This is a genomic window from Halorussus halophilus, assembly GCF_008831545.1.
Lineage (GTDB): Archaea > Halobacteriota > Halobacteria > Halobacteriales > Haladaptataceae > Halorussus > Halorussus halophilus.
Map to the genome: position 1 here is coordinate 2106615 of NZ_CP044523.1, position 19597 is coordinate 2126211.

21 protein-coding genes are annotated in these 19597 nt (G+C 62.5%); 8 read left to right on the top strand and 13 right to left on the bottom strand.

Annotation, left to right across the window (positions count from 1 at the left end; all coding sequences use genetic code 11):
• The first annotated feature begins 8 nt into the window (after positions 1 to 8).
• The 5 genes from F7R90_RS10445 (at position 9) to F7R90_RS10465 (ending at position 3624) form a co-directional block, all read left to right on the top strand.
• Positions 9 to 686, top strand: coding sequence for a DUF7546 family protein (locus F7R90_RS10445; protein WP_158057388.1), 678 nt, complete (start codon positions 9 to 11; stop codon positions 684 to 686).
• A 111-nt stretch (positions 687 to 797) separates the two neighbouring features.
• A complete protein-coding gene (locus F7R90_RS10450; RefSeq protein WP_158057389.1) occupies positions 798 to 1442 on the top strand; it encodes a hypothetical protein in 645 nt (214 codons plus the stop codon).
• Positions 1443 to 1495: 53 nt separating this feature from the next.
• The gene (locus tag F7R90_RS10455; RefSeq protein WP_158057390.1) at positions 1496 to 2467 is read left to right on the top strand and encodes an ABC transporter ATP-binding protein; all 972 of its coding nucleotides are present in this window, start codon (positions 1496 to 1498) and stop codon (positions 2465 to 2467) included.
• A complete protein-coding gene (locus F7R90_RS10460; RefSeq protein ID WP_158057391.1) occupies positions 2464 to 3267 on the top strand; it encodes an ABC transporter permease in 804 nt (267 codons plus the stop codon). Before F7R90_RS10455 ends, F7R90_RS10460 begins: the two co-directional genes overlap by 4 nt.
• 96 nt (positions 3268 to 3363) lie before the next feature.
• Positions 3364 to 3624: a DUF7322 domain-containing protein gene (locus F7R90_RS10465; protein ID WP_158057392.1), complete on the top strand. Its 261-nt coding sequence runs from the start codon at positions 3364 to 3366 to the stop codon at positions 3622 to 3624.
• A gap of 13 nt (positions 3625 to 3637) precedes the next feature.
• Here F7R90_RS10465 and F7R90_RS10470 read toward each other — a convergent pair whose 3' ends face one another.
• The 3 genes from F7R90_RS10470 to ctaD all read right to left on the bottom strand — a co-directional run bounded on the left by F7R90_RS10470 (position 3638) and on the right by ctaD (position 7056).
• Complete coding sequence (locus F7R90_RS10470; RefSeq protein WP_158057393.1) at positions 3638 to 4192, bottom strand: hypothetical protein; 555 nt, start codon at positions 4190 to 4192, stop codon at positions 3638 to 3640.
• A 39-nt stretch (positions 4193 to 4231) separates the two neighbouring features.
• Positions 4232 to 4846, bottom strand: a complete 615-nt coding sequence (locus F7R90_RS10475; RefSeq protein ID WP_158057394.1) for a DUF420 domain-containing protein — start codon at positions 4844 to 4846, stop codon at positions 4232 to 4234.
• Between the two features lie 482 nt (positions 4847 to 5328).
• Positions 5329 to 7056 (bottom strand): cytochrome c oxidase subunit I, encoded by a 1728-nt coding sequence (gene ctaD / locus F7R90_RS10480; protein WP_158058892.1) that lies wholly within the window; start codon positions 7054 to 7056, stop codon positions 5329 to 5331.
• Between the two features lie 231 nt (positions 7057 to 7287).
• On the opposite strand from ctaD, the gene F7R90_RS10485 reads away from it, so the two are divergent.
• On the top strand, positions 7288 to 8658 hold the full coding sequence (locus F7R90_RS10485) for a sulfatase-like hydrolase/transferase (RefSeq protein WP_158057395.1): 1371 nt from the start codon (positions 7288 to 7290) through the stop codon (positions 8656 to 8658).
• Positions 8659 to 8687: 29 nt separating this feature from the next.
• Here F7R90_RS10485 and F7R90_RS10490 read toward each other — a convergent pair whose 3' ends face one another.
• Both F7R90_RS10490 and F7R90_RS10495 read right to left on the bottom strand, forming a co-directional pair.
• Positions 8688 to 8897 (bottom strand): DUF6684 family protein, encoded by a 210-nt coding sequence (locus F7R90_RS10490; RefSeq protein WP_158057396.1) that lies wholly within the window; start codon positions 8895 to 8897, stop codon positions 8688 to 8690.
• A 46-nt stretch (positions 8898 to 8943) separates the two neighbouring features.
• The gene (locus tag F7R90_RS10495; RefSeq protein ID WP_158057397.1) at positions 8944 to 9309 is read right to left on the bottom strand and encodes a DUF7541 family protein; all 366 of its coding nucleotides are present in this window, start codon (positions 9307 to 9309) and stop codon (positions 8944 to 8946) included.
• 292 nt (positions 9310 to 9601) lie between these two features.
• Here F7R90_RS10495 and F7R90_RS10500 point away from each other — a divergent pair, with 292 nt between their 5' ends.
• Positions 9602 to 9946, top strand: coding sequence for a DUF7344 domain-containing protein (locus F7R90_RS10500; RefSeq protein WP_158057398.1), 345 nt, complete (start codon positions 9602 to 9604; stop codon positions 9944 to 9946).
• Positions 9947 to 10081: 135 nt separating this feature from the next.
• Here F7R90_RS10500 and F7R90_RS10505 read toward each other — a convergent pair whose 3' ends face one another.
• The 6 genes from F7R90_RS10505 to F7R90_RS10530 form a co-directional block, all read right to left on the bottom strand.
• Positions 10082 to 10363: a hypothetical protein gene (locus tag F7R90_RS10505; protein WP_158057399.1), complete on the bottom strand. Its 282-nt coding sequence runs from the start codon at positions 10361 to 10363 to the stop codon at positions 10082 to 10084.
• Between the two features lie 12 nt (positions 10364 to 10375).
• Entirely contained in the window at positions 10376 to 11767 is a 1392-nt protein-coding gene (locus tag F7R90_RS10510; RefSeq protein ID WP_158057400.1) for a hypothetical protein, read from the bottom strand.
• 153 nt (positions 11768 to 11920) lie between these two features.
• Entirely contained in the window at positions 11921 to 13153 is a 1233-nt protein-coding gene (locus F7R90_RS10515; protein ID WP_158057401.1) for a cupredoxin domain-containing protein, read from the bottom strand.
• Positions 13154 to 13303: 150 nt separating this feature from the next.
• The gene (locus F7R90_RS10520; protein ID WP_158057402.1) at positions 13304 to 14053 is read right to left on the bottom strand and encodes a hypothetical protein; all 750 of its coding nucleotides are present in this window, start codon (positions 14051 to 14053) and stop codon (positions 13304 to 13306) included.
• Between the two features lie 258 nt (positions 14054 to 14311).
• Entirely contained in the window at positions 14312 to 15085 is a 774-nt protein-coding gene (locus F7R90_RS10525; RefSeq protein WP_158057403.1) for an ABC transporter permease, read from the bottom strand.
• The gene (locus F7R90_RS10530) at positions 15082 to 16197 is read right to left on the bottom strand and encodes an ABC transporter ATP-binding protein (RefSeq protein ID WP_158057404.1); all 1116 of its coding nucleotides are present in this window, start codon (positions 16195 to 16197) and stop codon (positions 15082 to 15084) included. The genes F7R90_RS10525 and F7R90_RS10530 overlap by 4 nt, the downstream gene beginning before the upstream one ends.
• A gap of 102 nt (positions 16198 to 16299) precedes the next feature.
• Between F7R90_RS10530 and F7R90_RS10535 the strand changes: the two genes are divergently transcribed.
• The gene (locus F7R90_RS10535) at positions 16300 to 17151 is read left to right on the top strand and encodes a winged helix-turn-helix domain-containing protein (RefSeq protein WP_158057405.1); all 852 of its coding nucleotides are present in this window, start codon (positions 16300 to 16302) and stop codon (positions 17149 to 17151) included.
• A gap of 5 nt (positions 17152 to 17156) precedes the next feature.
• Here F7R90_RS10535 and F7R90_RS10540 read toward each other — a convergent pair whose 3' ends face one another.
• Together F7R90_RS10540 and F7R90_RS10545 are read right to left on the bottom strand one after the other, a co-directional pair.
• Entirely contained in the window at positions 17157 to 17972 is an 816-nt protein-coding gene (locus F7R90_RS10540) for a CBS pair associated ParBc domain-containing protein (protein WP_158057406.1), read from the bottom strand.
• A gap of 62 nt (positions 17973 to 18034) precedes the next feature.
• Positions 18035 to 19519, bottom strand: a complete 1485-nt coding sequence (locus F7R90_RS10545; protein ID WP_158057407.1) for a DHH family phosphoesterase — start codon at positions 19517 to 19519, stop codon at positions 18035 to 18037.
• Between the last annotated feature and the right edge of the window lie 78 nt (positions 19520 to 19597).

Genomic DNA, 19597 nt, shown 5'->3' on the forward strand with positions numbered 1-19597 from the left:
CCGAGACCATGAGTTCGACCTTCACCCTCGACATCGACCGACTTCGACCCGACCGCGACACCGTGCTGTGGGCGGGACTACTGTTCAACACCGAACTGATTCTGACCATCGCGTACCTCCTGCTGTCGGACGCCAGCGTCCAAGAGTTCCGCTACCTCGTCTATCCGTTCGTCTGGCTGAACGTCGGTATCTGGGCAATCGTCAAGACGAAGCCCGTGGCAAACAGCGAGCGAGATAGATACGTCGGAGTTGCGGTCGCCACTGGCTACTTCCTCGTGCTGGCGTACTTCGGCGGGCTACTCGGACCGGGCGTCCCACACCCCGAACACGCGCTCGGGTGGCGAATCGCGTGGCTCCCGCCCGGGTGGGGGCCTGCAGTGTTGTACACCGGCGGCGTCGCCAAACTCGCGTTGATGCCGTACAAAGTCGTCGGATACGTGGCACTCGCGTATCTCGTCTACGCGACGGTCCTCGACGCCGCCGGGTCCGCAATCTCCGGAATCTTGGGCCTGCTCTCCTGCGTGAGTTGCACGTGGCCCATCGTCGCCACGCTGGTGACCGGCGTCGCCGGAAGTGGTACCGCCGTCGCAGTCGCGGCGACTGAGTGGTCCTACACGCTCGGAACCGTCGTCTTCGTCGTGACCGTCGGGTTGCTCTACTGGCGGCCGACGATAGGTGGCAGGTAGCGAATTCGACAGGCGGCGACGACTTCTGATTCACCTGAGCGAGGGATTATTACGCGTGATAACGCGAGATAACTATAACTGGGTTTGCGTCAGACGTTCGTCCGACAGCGCATGGCGACCCCCACCGAAGACGACCGGGAACGTGCGGCGTTGTTGGCCGAGCGGGCCGACCACTGGTCAGTGACGACCGAACGACTGGCGGGAAGTGGTGACGCCGTCTCGGAGTTACAGACGGCTATCGTCTCCCACCTTCTCGACGGGGAGTCGCCGAAGTACTGCTTCGACTGCCACGAGCGCGGCGTCGGGATGGGAGACCCGGACGACACCGTCGTCCCCGAACGCGGCGGCGTCTTTCTGTTCACCGACGAGCGAGTGTATCTGCACCTCGGCGTCGGCGAGGACGACAAGTCGTTGAACCTCGACTACGAGTCGATTCAGGCCGCGGAGGTTCACGTCGGCGTGCGCCGCCACCGCATCGAACTCGAACTCGCGGAGACGAGCTATCACCTCTGGATTCCGACGGCGTTCGACGAGGACGACCTGAACGGCGCAGTCGGCTACGCGCGATTTCAGCACAAGCGGGCGACCCCAGACAGCGGCGACGGCGAGCTAAGAGACTCCGGGCCGAAGAGCGTCAAGGAACGACTGGAACGCCTCGGCGAAGCGCACTCGCGGGGACTGGTTGACACCGAGGAGTTCGAGCGTCGCCGCGGCACGTTGCTGGAAGAACAGCGCAAACAGCAGTCGAGTGAGTAGTCCACTCTCCGCGAACCGAACTCCTTACCTGCGAACCGCCGTTACCTCCGGCTATGACCGACGTACTTGTCGCCGACGGACTCCGCAAGGAGTACGGCGACACCACCGCGCTCGACGGCGTCTCCCTCTCGGTCGCCGAGGGCGAGGTGTTCGCGCTCATCGGACCGAACGGCGCGGGCAAGACGACGCTCGTCCGGGCGCTCACGGGAACGACGACGCCCGACGCGGGTTCAGTCTCGTTGCTCGGAAGCGACCCGACTGACGCCGACCGCGAGGGGCTCGGCTTACTCCCCCAGTCGTTCGACCCACCCGAACGACTGACCGCGCGCGAACTGCTCGACTACTACGCGGGCCTCTACGACGACTCGCGCGACGTCGAAACGGTCCTCGCGGAGGTCGGCATGGACGATGCTGGGACGACGTGGTACGAGAACCTCTCGGGTGGCCAACGACGCCGGACCTGCGTCGGGACGGCGCTCGTCAACGACCCGGACGTGCTGTTTCTGGACGAACCGACCACTGGAATCGACCCCGCGGGTCGTCGGGCGCTCTGGTCGCTCATCGAAGACCTCGCCGACCGCGGGACGACCGTCTTCCTCACCACGCACTACATGGAAGAAGCCGAACACCTCGCGGACCGCGTGGGACTCCTCGCGGAGGGGAGCGTCGTCGAAGTCGGCCCACCAGCAGACCTCGTGGCCGAGTACGGTGGCCAGAGCAGACTCGTGGTCGCTCCAGAAAACGCCGAATCGGGCGCAGACGCACTCGAAGCGAGCAACTTCGGCGTACGGACGACCGGCGAGGGACTAGTCGTCGAAGGCGTCGCTCCCGAGGACATCGGCGACGTGGTCGCCGCGCTGAACGACCGCGGCGTCGAGTACGAGGCACTGACGTGGAAACAACCCGACTTGGAGAGCGTCTTCCTCGAATTGACGGGGCAGTCGGTGGCCGATGGGACGCTCTCGACTGCGGGCGTCGGTGCGAGCGAGCGCGAGGAAGTCGCGCTCGCCGGAGGTGAGCAATGACCGCGACCAGCAGGGTTAGTGCCGAGGCAACTGCCGCGTGGCACTCGTTCGTCAGGCGACGGACGGCGGTGTTCTTCACGTTCTTCTTCCCGGTCATCCTCATCCTCATCTTCGCCGTGCTGGTGCAGACGAACCCCGGCGGCGGTGGCGGGGGCGGCCTCTTCACCGAACCCGCGGGCTACTACCTACCGGGCTATCTCGCGGTAGTCGTGCTGTTCACGCCGCTCTCGCGGGTCGGTTCGACCGTCGCGCGCCACCGCGAAGGGAACCGATTCGAGAAGTTGGCGACGACGCCCCTCTCTCGCGCGGAGTGGCTGTTGGCTCACACGCTCGTCAACGTGGTCATCATCGGCATCGCCAGTCTCATCATCCTCGGCCTGATGGCGCTCGTGACCGGTACGGCGAACCTCGCACTCGGCCCGGCGAACCTCGCAATCGTCGCGGTGTTCGTCGCCTTCGCCGTCGCGCTGTTCTGTGGTCTCGGGGCGATGCTGGGGAGTCTGGCGGACTCGCAAGACGGCGTGATTGCGGCCAGTAATGCCATCGCGCTCCCGTTGCTCTTCCTGTCGAACACGTTCGTCACGCCGGAGTTGCTTCCCGCGTGGTTCCGACCGGCGATGAGCCTCTCGCCGCTGACCTACTTCGCACGGGGCGTTCGGGACGTGACGTACCCGCAGATGGAAATCATGCGAGTCGGCGGCTCTTCGCTCGTCGGCTGGCAGTTCAATCTCGCGATACTCGCAGTGCTGACGGTCGTCTTCTTCGCCGTCGGTGCTGCGCTGATTCCGCAGACCGACTGAGTCGAGTCGAAGTGGGCGAACTCGTCCAGACTGACCGAACTGCTATCCTCAAGTCCGACCGAATTGCTATCTAGTTGTGGGACGTCTCTTCGACTGATGTTCTTCGACCCGTTCGAGGAAGAACACGGTGGAGAGCGGGACCCGCAGTTGCAACAGTCGATACAGAGCATCTCGACCGAGACGCTTCAGCAGTTCATCCTCCTCGCAGTTCTCGTGCAGGTTGGACTGTTCGCTATCAGTATTGGCCTGCTTCTCGTTGGATTCCGCGGCGAGTTGGTTCTCGGCGGTGCGTTGGCCTGCGTCGGGGTTGTGGCGCTCGTCGTCGCCGTCGTCGTGTATCGGCGTCGGGGCGACTGAAGGGAAGAAGGATTCACTCGTTTGTCTCGGAGACTCGCGTCCGAACGCTCTCGTAGCCGCTCGCCGATTCGTCGCGGACCGCGTTCACGTCTCGATTCGCGGAGACGCCTTTCAGTCGAAGCGCTTCCACGGCGTCGTTCACGTCCGTCTCGGTCGGAAAGGTGAGTTCGTACGTCGCTTGCTCTCCGTCTTCGACGTGGGTAATACGTAGGGTCGTGCTGTCTCGTTGGAGGTCCTCGATGCTGTCGAGTGGGAGGGTCTTCGACCGGGAGAGTTGCCACGCGACGACGAGTCCGAGAACGCCGACTGCCGCGAGCGAAAGCCACTGTAGCATCGACGGTTGCTCGGGACCCAGCAACGCCTGAACTGCGGGGACGAGACGCACGAAGAGGCTCGCTATCCCGTACATCGACAGGAGAAAGAGGGCTCTGTGTTTCCACTCCGCCCTCGTCCACTTCTCGCGGAGTCCGCCACGGAACATGCTCGGGAGTGAGTACTCGACGTGGAGTTTCCCGTCCGTGACGTGCGCTCGCCCGCGGGAAGTGGGGTACGCCCACGAATCGTCCATCGGTCGTGGGTCTCGCTCTACCGAGTTAGTTCATGCGGACTACACAAGAGGGACGGAGGACACGAACATGGGCACGTACTTCTCGGCCCCGTAGACGTGGTTGAGCATCACGTAGGTAACGATGCCGAGCGCGAGGCTGAGACTCCACGCCCCTGCGGCCCAGCGACCGACTTTCGCGTGTGCCGTCTCTCTCAGTTCGGCAGGCGAGTGGGTCAGTCCGAGGACGACGGCGTAGATGACCACTGGCACCGCGACGACCGACAGCAGGATGTGTATCGCCAGCATCACGAGGTAGGCGTAGTACGGCAAGCCGGTCGCGGCAATGTGTTTCTCGCCGCCGCCCCCGACCTTGGTGAGGTAGAACGCGAGGAAGACGAGGATGAGCGAGAACGCTGTAAGCATCGCGGCGCGGTGTTTGCGGATCTCGCCCGCTCGAATCCAGCGCCACCCCATCAAGAGCGAAGCGAGTGCGACCGTGTTGACGACCGCGATGGCGTGGCTCAGCAGGTCTACGGTCGGGCGTTCGAGTTCCGGGTAGATGGGCAACAGTCCGGCGAACGTCCCGAGGACGAGGACGTAGCCCAGAATCGAGAGGACGACCGTGGCGGCCCGTGGGTTTTCCTTGACCCGCCGCTTGGCAGTCGTGGTGGACATGATTCGAGTTTAGAACCTTCAACTCAAGTGTGTTGCTGTCTGGCTCCTCCGTCTTCAGAGATAAATTGTATCCGTGGACGTTGGTTCTGGTTCTGATGATTTTGCTCTTGATTTCGAGAAGCTAGCTACTCCCGATACCGATGAGAGACCGCACAGCACCGAAACGACCACACGCCTCCCCAACCGACTGCGTTTCTCGATTTCGAACGACGCGAAGCGTCTCGCCAGCCTCGTCCCTCGCACGGTTTCGACGTGGCTCAAACCACCGGAGGACAAACCGTGTCCTCCGTAGTCACACTCGCTTCGTCTTCGCGCGGTGGTGCCGCGCGAACGGTCCGAGGGACGGAGTCCCTCGCTACTCGCGTGACCACGAGCCACGTCAGCGCGCGCTGTGTGTTCGTGAAAATCCCGAATTCAGGCCAATTGGATTCTCTACGTGGCGTCAAAGAAGACGAAAAACCGAAACCGCTAATTCAACCGCGTTATTCGTCGTCTGTGTCCTGACCGCCGTCAGTAGCGACCTCTTCGCCGCCGTCGGTGGCGATGGCCGTCTCGCGCTTGCGCTCGAACCACGCCCACTCTTTCGAGCGGAGGCCGTCTTCTTCGAGGTTCCACGGGTCCGCAGATTCGACGTGCGGTCCTTCGAGCCACGAGACGACGATGTTCCAGACGAAGATGAGCTGTCCGAAGCCCATCACGAACGCGCCGACCGTCGCGATGAGGTGGAGGTCGGTGAACTGCGGCAGGTACGTCGCGTAGCGGCGCGGCATGCCGCCGTAGCCGAGGAACAGCATCGAGAAGAACGTCACGTTCGTCCCGATCATCGTCAGCCAGAAGTGCCACTGTGCGAGGCCCTTCTGGTACATCCGACCGGTGTACATCGGGAACCAGTAGTAGATGCCAGCGAAGCCAGCGACCGCGATGGCACCCATGACGATGTAGTGGAAGTGACCCACGACGTAGTAGGTGTCGTGCAGTACGAGGTCCACCGGCACCGCCGCCAGGAAGACGCCCGTGACACCGCCGATGATGAAGTTCGAGACGAACCCGATGCAGAACAGCATCGGTGCGGTCATCCGGAGCCGCCCGTTCCACATCGTCGTAATCCAGTTGAACGTCTTCACTGCGCTCGGGACCGCGATGGCCAAAGACACCGCCATGAAGCTCGCACGGATTCGCGGGTCGATACCCGTGGAGAACATGTGGTGGGCCCAGACGCCGAAGCTCAGGACGCCGATTGCCAGCGTCGAGTAGACGACGAACTTGAACCCGAACAGCTTGCGACCGGAGAACCGTGGCAGAATCAAGCTCACGAGTCCCATCGGCGGCAACACGAGGATGTACACCTCCGGATGGCCGAAGAACCAGAACAGGTGTTGCCACAGTATCGGACCGCCACCTTCGACCGCGAAGAACATCGTGCCGAAGTTCCGGTCGAGCAGGAGCATCACCAGCGCGCTCCCGAGCAGCGGGAACGAGAACAGGATGAGGCCCGACTGGGTGAGCATCGTCCACGAGAAGATGTCGAGGCTCTCCCAGCCGACGTCCTCGCCGCGCTCGGTGAAGATTGTGGCGATGAAGTTGATCGCACCCATCGTCGCCGAGACACCGGAGAGGTGCAGTCCCAACAACATCAGGTCCACGCCGGGATTGGCCTGCTCGGCCGACAGCGGCGTGTACATCGTCCAACTCGTCTGTGCAGGTTGAATCTGACCGCCGGTCATCGTCGCCAGCGGGAAGCCAGCCCAGATGAGGAGTGCGGCGGGCGGAAGCAACCAGAACGCGATGGCGTTGATGCGTGGGAACGCCATGTCGTCCGCGCCGATGAGTAACGGGATGAAGTAGTTACCGAACGCCGCGATTATGGGCGTCCCGAAGAGGAACAGCATCGTGATGCCGTGGGTCGTCAGCAGCGCGTTGTAGAAGTTCGCACCGATGAAGTTCTCTGCGGGGGCGGCCAGTTCCGCGCGCATCAGCAGGACGGCGATGCCGCCCCACGCGAACGCGAAGAGTCCGTAGCCGCCGTAGAGGAATCCGATGTCTTTGTGGTCTACCGTCGTGAGCCAGCGGATGATTCCAGCAGGCTTCTCGTGATGTGCCTGCCCGGTCTGTTCGCCGACGTACCCACCGCCACCAGTGAGGGGCGTGTACGAGCGCCAGTCCTCGACGCGAGAGAGGAACGCGGCGACCGCCAAGAGGAAGACCCCCATGACGACAGTGAGTGCTATCTGCCCGGCTTCTACCATGGTCGAAGGTCAGGACCACAGGGTAAAGAAAGGTTAGGTTATGGACCTACGGAGGGGCCAGAGGGCGTGGGGAATCGTGAAAATTCGGCCGTTGGTCAACGACATCGACGGTAACGACAGTTCCGACCAACACTGGACTTTAGAAGGATGGCGTCGAAGAGGATTGTCGAGTCATCTACGACTCGGGGAGGGGACATGCAGACGATACTACTTACCGTAGACGCACTACGGGCAGACCATCTCGGGCAGTACGGCTACGAACGCGACACCATGCCAGCGTTGGACCGACTGACAGACGCAGGTACGACGTTCGAGCAGGCGTACTCGAACGCGCCGTACACGCGCATCTCGATACCGTCGTTCCAAACGTCGCAGTTCCTCGCGTACGACGAGATAGCACGACTGCCGACTATCGCGTCGATTCTGAGAAACCACGGCACGAAGACGGCCGTCGTCGGCACCCAAACCGGCGTCGGCCTCGTCGATGGGGACTTCAGGTTCGAAGAGAACCTCGATATGGGGCGTGACGAGTACTACGACGAAGCGAATCGGGACCGGTCACTAGGCGAGCAAGTGAGCCACCGAATCGACCGATTCGCTAGCAAAATCGGGCCGAAACTTCGGCAAGTCGAGTCGCTCTACGAACCGATAAACGCCGCGTATCGGCGACTCGTGCCGACGAACGACTTCCAGTATCTCGGCTACACGAGTGCCGAGCGAGTGACCGACCGGGCGACCGAGTGGATTCGAGACAATCAACACGACGACTTCTTCCTCTGGATTCACTACATGGAGGCCCACCGGCCATATGGCGTCCACGACACGGACCCGGCGTACCCCGACGAGCAACTCGACCGGGACCGAATCAAGGAGTTGATGAAGACCGCAGGAACTACTCCCGAGGAAATCACCGAGTCAGAGCGCGAGTTGCTCGTAGACCTCTACGACTCGGACCTGCGATACTGCTCGCGCCACCTCGAACGATTGTTCGACGCGCTCGACGGACTCGGCCTCTGGGAGGAGACGAACCTCCTCTTTTCGGCCGACCACGGCGAGGAGTTTCACGAACACGGCCACTACTTCCACCGCAACTACCCCTACGACGAGTTGATACACGTTCCACTTCTCGTGAAGGGCGACGACCTGCCTGTGGACGAGCGCGTCGAGGAACAGCGACAACTGCTCGACCTCGCGCCCACCATCTGTCAGTTTCACGGCGTCGAGACGGACGAGTTCGACTTCGAAGGTGAACCGCTGTTCGAGGGCGAGGAGCGCAAGATCGTCGCGCTCGGTTCCGGACGACCGGACGACGAGCAGGTCGTCGCTGGCCGGTGGGATGGCTGGAAGTTCATCGCGGACGCCGAGTCGGTGCAGTTGTACGACTTGGACACAGACCCCAGGGAGTCGGAGAACGTCGCCGACGACAATCAGGACGTAGTTCGGCGATTCCAGAGAGAGATTCCCGACTACCTCTTCGACCGCGAAGACGAGTCGCTCAGGGACCCCGTAGACGAAGTGGACAAAGAGCAACTAGAGGCACTGGGCTATCTCGAACTGCAAGAGTGAGCCTGTAGAAGGCGAGACAGAGCAGCAGTTCAGATGACCTTCGCGGCGAAGTAGGTCAACAGCGCGAGTCCGACGAACGGGACGACGAGGAGTGCGAAGCCGACCATCGAGGTCAGTCCCGCGATTTCCCACGGCGAGGCGATTAAGAACAGCGCGAGGAAGAACCCGATGATACCCAGGGGGATGATGTTGACGGTGATGTCGAGCCACGTCTCGCGGTCGAAGATGGGGGTTGCCATGTCCGACGATAGCCGGTGGGCCGACAAATAGGTTGTCGATTCGGATTCAACGATTGGTCTGTTCGGGGACCCAGACCGACCCGAACGCACCGCCGAGCAGACAGAGTGCCCCACCGACCACGATTGCGATACCGCGAGTCTGAATCGACCCGCTGGTCGTGTAAGCGATGGCACCACCGACGGCCAGCGAGACGACCGCCGCCGTAATCAGTCCCTTCCACGGGTTTGCGATGTAGCCCGACTCGCGCAGCACGCCGACTGTACTCCCGACGAACAGGAGCATCCCGCCGACGGTGACGGGGAAGAGCGGCACGACGATGCCGACTTCGAAGATGGCGAGTCCGAAGGCGACAAATATCGGCCACGGACTCGCTTTTCGATATTCGTCGCTCAGGCCCGGTTGTTCGTCCATACCCGTCGCTCGGGGCGGCGCAGACTAAAGGGCACCGACTACGAACTGGGTCCCCCTCCGATGGTGACCGAACCGAGTTACCTAACCGCGGTGACCGAACGTGGTCAGAAATCGACGTTCGTCCGAACACACGAGCGAGGTATCGGGACTAGTTCAGTGAGAAACAGTAACTAACGCCCTGATTTGTACATCATTTTTAAAAGGATTAGCGGTAATCAGTACTCGTACTCTGCTGGAGTTGTTTCGCGACGACTAGCAGATAGACACTGCGTAGGCCGAGTACGGAGTAATCATGAAAACTGAGTCCTCAGACACTAGAGTACGTACTTTCGTGGGGTCGGACCTCTCGCTAGATGCCACCTTCGACGCCTTTTCGCACCCGACACGCCGACAGACGTTGGAGTATCTGTCCACACGAGTCGGCGCCGTTTCGCTCGACGAACTTGCGGACGCGCTCGCCGCGGTCGGTCCCGACTCCGCGTGTGAACACACTCACATCTCGCTCCACCACAACCATCTCCCGAAGTTAGCCGACTTCGGTCTCGTTCGCTACGACGCCAAGGAGCATCTGGTCGAGTTGGCCGTCGAGTTTGGAGAGATAACGCCGTATTTCGACCTGTCGTCGGTAGACCGGTAGTCGAAGAACAGACCACTGTCGTTTCACCGTTCGTCCTCTCACCGTCTAACCTCTCGCCGTCCATCGTCTCGCCGTCCATCGTCTCGCCGTCTATCGTCTCATCGTCTTTTCTACGACTGAGAAAACGACCCTCGACTACATGAACGGGTTCGCGGAGAAGTACGAGTACGTGAACAGGAAACCGAAGTAGACCAGCATCAGTATCCCGAGCATCTTCAGTCGGAACGTCCGAAGGTCTTCAGATTCGTCTTCGTACGCATCGTAGAACGTCTCGCGTTCCTCGTCGTCCAATCGCTCCCAGTGGTCGAGACCCTTGTGTAACGCGACCAGTTCCTCGCTTCCGAGCGGTCGCTGGCAGTACGGACAACTGGACGGCGTTTCGTCGGCCGGAACGTCGGTGTCGTATTGGACTTGCATGGTTCGATTGGATTAGACGAACGGCGGCGACCCGCTCGGTGTGGAAACGATCCAGAGACTCGTCATCGTGTACAGCACCATCACGACGACGAAGGGGTACTGACTGCGAACCGCCTGCAAACGACCGGGGAACACGTCGTATGCCGTGGCGTGTGCGACCCAGACGGCGAGCAGGTGGCCCACCAAGACGAACGTCACCGCGAGCATCCCGAACCACGCTGGAAGCACGATGACGACCGGATTAATCGGCGGCACCATCGGGTTCTGGAGGACGCCAACAAGGACCGGCGACAGCGAAATGAAGTAGCCGAGGAAGTGCGCGAGGTGGTATCCGGCGGCAATCGGCAACAACGAGGGCGCGAGTCGCCGACCGATGGCTTGCGGGGTGAGGTACGTCTCCGCAGTTTTCCGCGAGTAGCGCGCCGCGAGTCGATACGCGCCCCAGAACAGACCGAAGCCGACCAACAGAACAGTGGGGTAGAGAAGCACCGCGGGCACGCCTGCGCCGACGACCGTTCGGGCGAACGTCTCCCACGCGCCCGTGCCGACGAGTCCGTCGTAGGTCGTCACCCACAGCAGTGCGACGACGAACGCGACTTCGTCCGCGCCGTCTACGAGTTTCGGCTCCGTGAGTGCCGCGCCCGGCAGCCGAAGTTCCAGGTTCCCCTCCTCGGTGCGCTGAACTGGGGCGACTCGTCCGTAGTAGCTGAATACCCGCGAGACGGGGTCTACCGTCTCGAACCACGTGTCGGTGCCGAACAAGAGCGCGCCAGAGAGTGTGAACGCCGAGTAGCCCAGAATGACCAGCGCCAGTAGCGCCGGGTCGTCGGCGAGCGGACTGACGACTTCGACCCAGACCAGCGCGAGCAGTCCGACGACGCTCGGCCACGCGCCGAGTTTTTCGGGATAGTCGAAGCCGAACGACGGGAGCACGTCCGCGATTGCCCGCCACGGGTTCACCGCGGGCCAACTGTTGCCGACGAGATACACCGTCGCCACGTAGCCCGCCCACCAACCGACCCAGACGACCAGAATCGCGGCGTTGCGAAACGCGGCGTCTGGCCCGTCGGGGCCGAACAGGCCGATTGCGACGATACCGGCCAAGACGACCACCGAGAGCGCGCGGGTCAACTTCGCGCCCACATTGAGTACGCTATCGACCGCCGCGGTTCGATGCCAGTCGTGAATCGACCGGACGAACGCGCGGTCGGTGACGAAACTCGCCAGCAGGAACGAAGCACCGACGACGCCGCCGCCGGTCAGCAGGAACAGCCACGTCGGCACCGACAGCGACCCGGCGGACGCGCGGAGCGCGCCGCCGTGGGCCGCCGCCCGCGCCGCGAGCAAGAGCGTCCCCACGAGTGCGACCGCGAGACGGCGATACCGGTGCGATTGGTCGCTCATCGTTCGACTTTGGAGTGAGTCGAACTTGGGGCTTGCGAACCACCTTTTTTGGACCAAAAAGGGACGCTCGAAATCCGCGCGCGGAACACACGGATTTCGAGCGTCTTCCTCACGGTGATGCAACTACTGCGACCGCAGCCCGCCCCGCGAGCCTTATCCGCTCGCCGACTCGTTCACCAGCACCCGAAGGGCGTATTGGCCGAAACCTGGCGTCTCCGCGGGATCACTCCCGTTGAGCGACGAGACTACGAAGTGGTAGGTCCCGCTCTCGCGTGCTTGGAACTGAATTCGGTCCTGTCCGCCACCACCGACGAGGAGTCCATCGACCAATTGGAGGTTTGGGTCGAGGACCGTGACGCCGAGAGTACCGCCCGTTCTGAAGCTTGCAAACTCGACGGTGATCGTCTCGCCCGCGTCTGCTTGCACGGTGAACGCGTCGAGGTCGTTCGGGGTGGCGAGCGTGCCACCGACTAACGTCCCCGCCGAAATCGCGTTGGAGTCTTGGGACGCATCGTTCGGTTCTTGCTCGGTGACCGACACCGCTCGCGTGGTCGGTGGATCGGCAATCGTCGTCTCGCCGTCACGCTGGCCCACCACCCGGACGGCGTACTCGCCGACTGCTCCGTCGGCTGACTCGACCGAGAGGTGATACCGGCCGGACTGCTGTGCGACGGCCTCGAGGACCACCGTCTCGCCGCTTCGAACCGTACGGAGACTCGTGAGCGGCGTGAGGTTCGCGTCGTACAACCGCGTCAGAAGCGTCCCGACTGCGTTCCGCGGCCGACGGACTTCCACGCGAATCTGGTCGCCAGCGGTCGTCTCGAAGCTGTACCTGTCCACGTCAACCGGACTCCCTAACTTTCCGCTCACGTTCGTCGTTGATTCCACGAACGTCGCGTTGGCGGGGTCGTCGTTGGGTTCGCGCTCGGTCGCGTTCCCGGGTCGATTCTCGGTCGAAGTCGGCTCCTGAGAAGTGGTTCCTGCTTGCCCACTTCCTGAAACTTGAACCCCGCCGTTCATCGTTTGCGGGTGAACCTCACAGCGATACCCCGCCACGTCTTCCGTCGCGGTGAACACGAGCGTCCGCGTCGCTCCCTGTTCGGCGACGACTTCCGTGCGTGCCAACACGTTTCCGGCGGAGTCGGTGAGTGCGAGGTTGTGCGGCGCGCCGTCGAGGTTCGTCCACGTGATGGCGTACTGCTGGCCGACTTCGAGTCGGAGCGTCGGATTCGTGGCTCCCGAACCGTCGCCGGACTGGCCTTGCCACTCGGAGACCACCGCGCCGAGACGAATCTCTATCGGTTGTTGATTCGCCTGCACCGGTCCGACTGGCGCAACGAGACTCAGGGCGACGAGGATCGCGACGAAGCAAACGAGGATTCGCATACGAGAACTGATGACTTCGCTCGACCTAAGTAACGACTTGTGGCCGACACAGGAACGAACAATACCCGCTGAAAACGGATGATTTCCCCACGAATGACCGAAACATCGGCCCCGATAGTGTAGTCCTAACGCGGCATGTGGTGTGGTCGGTCACGAAGTAGTCTGCGTCGAGTTCCCTTTGTTCGACGGCGTCGTCTCCCGATTCGGCGAGTCTGACCCGCTCGTCGGGGTGTTCGGGACTTCGCTGGTCTGCGTGTTCGATGCCTGAGTCGGTGGACCCGACTCGGTGGCCGGAGTGGTCTGGGTCGTGCTGGTCGGCGTCTTTGTGGTCGTGTCCGTCGGTTCAGTAGGCGTCGATTTACTTGTCGTCGGTCCGTCGTCGGTCGTAGGGGTGTCGCTCCGCTGGCTTTCGTCCGTCTCGTCGGCGGCATTCACGACTAGTGCGTACGTGCCAGTTCCCGGTTTCAGCGCGGGGTCTCTGTTCCGGACCGAAGAGACGACCACGTGGTAGTTCCCGCTCCGAGACGGTCGGAACTGGAGGCTGTTCTGTCCGCCGCCGGAGGCGTACATCGATTCGATTGTGCCGAGGTCCGGACCGTACACCGATACCTGCAGGGTTCCGCCCACGTCGAGACTCTGCAACTTCACGACGACGCGCGTCCCCGCGTCCACCGAGACGGTGAACGCGTCGAGGTCGGTGACCGTCGAAACTTCGCCGCGGACTGTCCGTCCTTTCTGAATCGAGTTCGCGTTGTTCGGGTCGTCGTTCGGCTCTCGCTCGCTGTCCTCGACGGACGTTCCTATCAGCGAACGTCGCGTCAGGACACCGACGTACTGGACAACCGCTCCGGGATACGTCTCAAATGTCGCAAGTTCTGTCACTTCTGGAGCTCCTGCCATCCCTGCACTTCTCGTCGTTCGCTCGTCTGACGGACCATTCACGGAACTTCTAGAGGCGAATTCGGTGGCGTTCGCAGTCGCTGGTGGCTCGAACGCGACGGTGGTCACTGTGGCCACACTGAGTAGTACGACTGCGAAAGCGACCGCTACGCGCATGCGGTGAGAACCAACGACACCGAGCACTGTAAGTACACTATACGTTTCGTTGTCACAATCAGCAGTTTCGAGGAGGAAAGGCCGGTTACTATCAGTCAACAGTCAATAGTGGCCGAGAACACCTTGCCGTCGGGCGCGGCGTTGCGCTCGGTGGAAACAGTAGTAGCCGAGCGCGAGATAGCCCACCGACGTGACGACGAGGACGCCGAGGTCCGACGCCGGGAACTCCCAAAGACTAACGCTCCCCTCCATCGCGCGCCGGAGGAGGTAGCTTCCCTGTGCGAGCGGAAGCCACCCGAGGAGTTCGTACTGGCCCACCGGTGCGCCGATGAACGCGATGAATGCCCACTGGACGAGTTGGAAGGCGTTCTCGATGCGCTTGTAGGGCAGCGCGAGACCGCCGAAGACGAACCCGATGCCGACCGCCGAGGCGAGGGCGAGGACGAGCAACGGGCCGACCGTCAGCACGTCGAGCGCGAGCGATTGGCCGGTCGTGAGCAACATCATCGCCAGAATGACAGCACCCCAAACGATGCTGTAGCAGACGTTGACGACGACTTTCAGGCTCACGACGGTCCCGAACCCGAGCGGCGACATGAACAACTGCTCCAAGGTGCCCCACTGAGCCTCGCGGGTCATGTTCCACGAGAGGCCCGAGTAGGCGACGATGGCCGCCGTGAACAGGAAGAACCCGACGATGATGCCGCCGAGCGACTCCGTCAGTGATGGCCCCGCGACCGCACTCCCGCCGAAGAAGAGGACGGCAAACAGCGCGTAGATGGAGATGAACTGCGAGAGCGTGTTGACCGGGTATCTGACCAGCAAGACGACCTTCTTCTTCGCTATCGCACGCAAGAGAGTGAGATGTTCGTTCATCGCTCGCCCTCCGCCGTCGCGGTTGCAGGTGTTTCCGCCGACGCCGAGTCGTCGCCGTCCTCGTTCGTCAGTTCGAGGAACACGGTTTCGAGGTCGGGGTCGGTTGCAGTCACGCCGTCGAGCGAGCAGTCGCCCGCCCGAAGCGCGTCGAAGATGGCGTAGAGGTCGTCGCCCTCCGCGAGCGTGACTTCGAACCGCTCGTTCTCGCCGACACGCTCGAACGCGTCCGCGCCGAAGTTGTTTCTGAGTCGCTCACGCGTCGAGTCTGGTATCGAGTCCGCGACGGTAATCTGGTACGAGCGCGTGCCGAACACCTCTACGAGATTTGCCACGGAGTCGTCGGCGACGACGCGGCCGTCGTTCATCACCACGACGCGCTCACAGAGGTCCTCAACCACGTCCATGTCGTGGCTGCTCAGGACGACCGTGATAGACTCCTGTTCGGCGAGTTGTCGAAGTTCCCGCCGCAGTTCCAGCGAACTCTCCACGTCGAGGCCCAACGTCGGTTCGTCGAGGAACACCACGTCGGTGCCGCGAGCGAGCGTGCAGACCAGCGAGACCTTCTGTTTCATCCCGCGAGAGAGGTCGTTGACCGTCTCCTCTGCCTTCTCGGCGAGACCGAACTGTTCGAGGAGTCGTTCGTAGCGGTCTCTGACCTCGGCTGGGTCTTGGCCGCCGAGACTGGCGAAGAACTCGACGTTCTCCCGGACGGTCAGTCGCCAGTAGACGTTGCGCGCCCCTTCGAGTGTCGCGCCGACGTGTCGATACGCCCGCTTGGCGTCTTCGTGTACGTCTACGCCCGCGATTTCCACCTCGCCGCTGGAGGGAAGGACGAGGCCGAGAATCGACTTTATCGTGGTCGTCTTCCCCGCGCCGTTCGGCCCGAGCAACCCGACGACGGTGCCTCGTTCGATGTCGAACGAGACGCCATCGACTGCGGTCACTGCTTCGTCTCCGTCGCCGTACGTCTTCCGGAGGTTTCGGACGCTGACGACGGTGTCGCCGGTTGTATCGGCCCCACCGATTTGGGTAGTGCTGGCTCCAGTCTCGTCGTCCGTCTCCGATGCCGTCGCCGCAGACTCTGAGTCCGTCTGCGTCGGTTCCGCGCTCATACCTCCCTCGTCTCCCGTTGGAAGGACAACCGTTTCCAGAACACGATTTCAATAACTATTCTGATACGAAACACATTTCGTGCGGGGAACTTATTTCCGCGTATGACCGAAGGGGATGGAGTGGAGACGGCGTCGCTCTTTCCTGCCGAGGCGTTCGCGGTCCTCAGCAACGAAACGCGGGTCGCCATCGTGGAGACGCTGGCCGAAGAGTCGGGACTATCGTTCGCAGAACTCCGCAAACGGGTCGGCGTCAGCGACGCCGGACAGTTCAACTACCACCTGTCGAAGTTACAGGACCGCTTCGTCAGCAAGCGCGATGGCGAGTATCACCCCCAGTACGCCGCACTTCGGGCAGTCGGTGCGATCAGGTCGGGTATCTACACTAGTGGCTCTACTACCGAGACGAAAGAAACCGACTACGACTGCCCGACCTGTGAGAGTCTACTGACCGCGACGTACGACAGAGGGAAACTCTTCTTAGAGTGTGACGAACACGAGAAAGTTTTCCAGACCATGGTGCCACCAACTGCTGCGTCGAATCGGACGATTGAAGCGCTACTTTCGTACGCCAACGCCGAAGTACAGCGTGACATCGAACACACTGTCGATGGAAACTGCCACATCTGTACTGGCCCTCTCTCCTGTTCGTCTCCGGAACGTCCGGAAAACCTCCTTCAAGTGGTGCTCTCCTGTGAGAACTGCTGGAACTATATGCACCTCCCAGTTGCGGTGACCGTCGTTCGCCATCCTGCGGTCGTCTCACTCTACCACGACCACGGCATCGACGTTCGGAGTGAACCGCTACTCTCGCTCGATTTCGTTCGAGATCCTGAAAGTGCGAGTGTACTCTCTGAGGATCCCGTCCGGATGCGCGTCACCGTCGAACTCGGCGAGGACACACTACAGTTGACACTCGACGGTGAGTTGAACGTCCTCGAAACAGAACGGGAGTAGGTTTCCTACTGCAACCGCTTCGTCGTCTCCACCAACGGGTGCCGGGCGTAATCGACGACGTTGATGTCTTCGAGCGTCTCCAGACCCTCCTTCTCGGCGGTCTTCTCCATTCCCAACTCGACCTCCTTGTCTACGACTATGACGTACGCGTCCATCTCTTCCACGTCGAGTCTGTTGGCCGCCATCACGCGGTGGTGGCCGTCCGCGAGCAGGAGGTCGCCGTCCGTGTCGATGACGACGAGCGGTTCGGCGAGACCGCGCCGTAACTCGTAGGTGCGGCCCTCCAACTCGTCGGCGTAAACTTTGCCTTGCGTCGGGGTCAACTCGGCGAGTGGTACCTCCCGACGCGTCTGGTGGACCTCGGTATCGTGGATGGATTCCAGCGTCCGCATCAGTTTGCCGACCTTCTCGGGCGTCGCACGCTCGATTTGGCTCCGAATCACGTCGGTGTTCGAGATGATGCCGACGAGGTTGCCCGCGTCGTCTACGACTGGGAGTTTCTGGATGCCCGACCGGAGGATGACCCGCGCCGCGTCGTTGACGTTCATGTCCGGGTGGGCGACGATTAGCTCTTGGCTCATCACCTTGAAAATCGGCTCTTCCTCGTCGGCGAGCAGTAGGTCTCGCGCGGTGACGAACCCCTCGACCCGGCGGCCGTCACAGACCGGAAAGCCGTTGTGCTGGTCGCTCTCGGCTATTCGGCGCGCGACTGTCTCGACGGTCGCGTCGGGGGAGACCGTCGCCACGTCGCGGGTCATGTACTCCTTGACAGTCGGCTTGCCGTCTGCGGTTCCGCCGTCGGGCACTGCCGCCACGTCCATGGCGTGGTGGACGCGACCACGCGTGAAAAGGTTTCCCGCTCGGACCCCGGTTCGAAACGTCGCTAGTCCTCGGGTTCGGCGACTGGCTTGTCGAAGGACGCTTCGCTACTGTGGCTGTACTCGCCGTCGTCCTTGGGGACCGACCGAACCGTCTCGAAAAATCGGTCGGTGATGACCTCGCTGACGACGTTCGCCAGCGACTCCTCTTCTTCGTCTTCGACTTCGCCGAGGAGACCGAGCGGAATCTGTGCGCCGGCCATGTCGGCGTGGCCGCCCGCCGACCCGATTTGCCCGAACGCCGCTCGCAAGGTCTCGCCGAGGTCGATGGTCGTCCCCCGCGCTCGCGCGGAGATGAAGACGGTTCCGTCCATGAACCCGTAGACGAGCGTGGTCGTGACCGCCTCCATGTTCAGCAGGTGGTCGGCGGCCTGCGCCAGTGCGTCGCGGTCGGTCAACGCACCGACACAGGTAGCGAGGACGGGACCGTCGAGTTGTCGGTTGCGAATCGCGCGGGCAATCGTCTCGAACGTGTCGGCGCTGACGGACGGCGATTCGACGCGCTCCAACGTCGCGGTGTCGGAGAGCGGCACGAGATACGATGCCGCCTCGAAGTCCGCGGTCGAAACCTCGCGAGCGAAGTCCTTCGTATCGACGCGGATACCGTAGAGCAGGCCGGTCGCCACCTCCTCGGAGAGTTCGATACCGAGTCGCTGGACGTGTTCGGTCAACAGTGTACTGGTCGCGCCCACGTCGCTCCGCAGGTCCACGTACCTCGCTTCGACGGGTTCTTTCGGCGGATGGTGGTCGATAACCACGTCCACGTCGGTCTCGGGCGGCAACTGGTCGTTGACACCCGGCCGGGAGTGGTCCACCAGCGCGATGGCCGCGAACTCCGAGAGGTCTACGTCTTCGGCGACGTTCCGCAAGTCCAAGTCGAGCAGGTTGACGAACGCTCGGTTCTCTTGGTGGGAGATGTCCCCGAAGTAACAGGGGTCTGCCTCGACGCCGACTGACTCGGCCACGCGACAGAGCGCGACCGCGCTGGCGATTGCGTCGGGGTCCGGATTGTCGTGCATGAACACGCCGAGTTTGCCATCTACGGCGCGGAGGACGCGGCGCAACTCCGCGGTCAGCGCGACGTTCTCGCCGGTCGCGGCCGTCACGACTGTTGAGGCGAGCGCGGCGGTCGGGTCTACGACCTTGTCCGCCAGCGCGGTCATCGCCTCGCGTTCGGCGTCGCTTGGGTCCTCGCCGAGGTAGACGAACAGGTACGACTCGGGGAACACGTCGGCCGCGAGTTCTGCCGCACGATGGTTCTGCTCGGGGTCGTCACTGGCGACGATAATTACGTCGGGACTGTTTGCCTCCTCGCGGACGACCGCTGGGTCCGTCGGATCGTGGTGCGTTGCGGACACCTTCTCGTCGCGGAGCGTCTCGACGCGTTGCCCTTCGGCGTCCACGACGTGCAGTCTGCCCGGTGCTTCGGCTACCGATTCGACGAGCGACTGGCCGACAGCGCCACACCCAAGCACCAGTCGGGACACCATTCTACCCGCGCTTTCGGTTACTCGGCCTAAAGCTTACCGGACACAACACCCGGCGCGCGCTGGCGTGAGTTCATCTCA

Bases quoted from the DNA above. Each gene is read 5' to 3' on its own strand.
- F7R90_RS10460 (WP_158057391.1), top strand. From the start codon at position 2,464: ATGACCGCGACCAGCAGGGTTAGTGCCGAGGCAACTGCCGCGTGGCAC.
- F7R90_RS10535 (WP_158057405.1), top strand. From the start codon at position 16,300: ATGACCGAAGGGGATGGAGTGGAGACGGCGTCGCTCTTTCCTGCCGAG.
- F7R90_RS10520 (WP_158057402.1), bottom strand. From the start codon at position 14,053: ATGGCAGGAGCTCCAGAAGTGACAGAACTTGCGACATTTGAGACGTAT.
- F7R90_RS10490 (WP_158057396.1), bottom strand. From the start codon at position 8,897: ATGGCAACCCCCATCTTCGACCGCGAGACGTGGCTCGACATCACCGTC.
- F7R90_RS10475 (WP_158057394.1), bottom strand. From the start codon at position 4,846: ATGTCCACCACGACTGCCAAGCGGCGGGTCAAGGAAAACCCACGGGCC.
- F7R90_RS10455 (WP_158057390.1), top strand. From the start codon at position 1,496: ATGACCGACGTACTTGTCGCCGACGGACTCCGCAAGGAGTACGGCGAC.
- F7R90_RS10465 (WP_158057392.1), top strand. From the start codon at position 3,364: ATGTTCTTCGACCCGTTCGAGGAAGAACACGGTGGAGAGCGGGACCCG.
- F7R90_RS10450 (WP_158057389.1), top strand. From the start codon at position 798: ATGGCGACCCCCACCGAAGACGACCGGGAACGTGCGGCGTTGTTGGCC.
- F7R90_RS10515 (WP_158057401.1), bottom strand. From the start codon at position 13,153: ATGCGAATCCTCGTTTGCTTCGTCGCGATCCTCGTCGCCCTGAGTCTC.
- F7R90_RS10540 (WP_158057406.1), bottom strand. From the start codon at position 17,972: ATGGACGTGGCGGCAGTGCCCGACGGCGGAACCGCAGACGGCAAGCCG.
- F7R90_RS10505 (WP_158057399.1), bottom strand. From the start codon at position 10,363: ATGCAAGTCCAATACGACACCGACGTTCCGGCCGACGAAACGCCGTCC.
- F7R90_RS10545 (WP_158057407.1), bottom strand. From the start codon at position 19,519: ATGGTGTCCCGACTGGTGCTTGGGTGTGGCGCTGTCGGCCAGTCGCTC.
- F7R90_RS10510 (WP_158057400.1), bottom strand. From the start codon at position 11,767: ATGAGCGACCAATCGCACCGGTATCGCCGTCTCGCGGTCGCACTCGTG.
- F7R90_RS10470 (WP_158057393.1), bottom strand. From the start codon at position 4,192: ATGGACGATTCGTGGGCGTACCCCACTTCCCGCGGGCGAGCGCACGTC.
- F7R90_RS10500 (WP_158057398.1), top strand. From the start codon at position 9,602: ATGAAAACTGAGTCCTCAGACACTAGAGTACGTACTTTCGTGGGGTCG.
- ctaD (WP_158058892.1), bottom strand. From the start codon at position 7,056: ATGGGGGTCTTCCTCTTGGCGGTCGCCGCGTTCCTCTCTCGCGTCGAG.
- F7R90_RS10525 (WP_158057403.1), bottom strand. From the start codon at position 15,085: ATGAACGAACATCTCACTCTCTTGCGTGCGATAGCGAAGAAGAAGGTC.
- F7R90_RS10530 (WP_158057404.1), bottom strand. From the start codon at position 16,197: ATGAGCGCGGAACCGACGCAGACGGACTCAGAGTCTGCGGCGACGGCA.
- F7R90_RS10485 (WP_158057395.1), top strand. From the start codon at position 7,288: ATGCAGACGATACTACTTACCGTAGACGCACTACGGGCAGACCATCTC.
- F7R90_RS10445 (WP_158057388.1), top strand. From the start codon at position 9: ATGAGTTCGACCTTCACCCTCGACATCGACCGACTTCGACCCGACCGC.
- F7R90_RS10495 (WP_158057397.1), bottom strand. From the start codon at position 9,309: ATGGACGAACAACCGGGCCTGAGCGACGAATATCGAAAAGCGAGTCCG.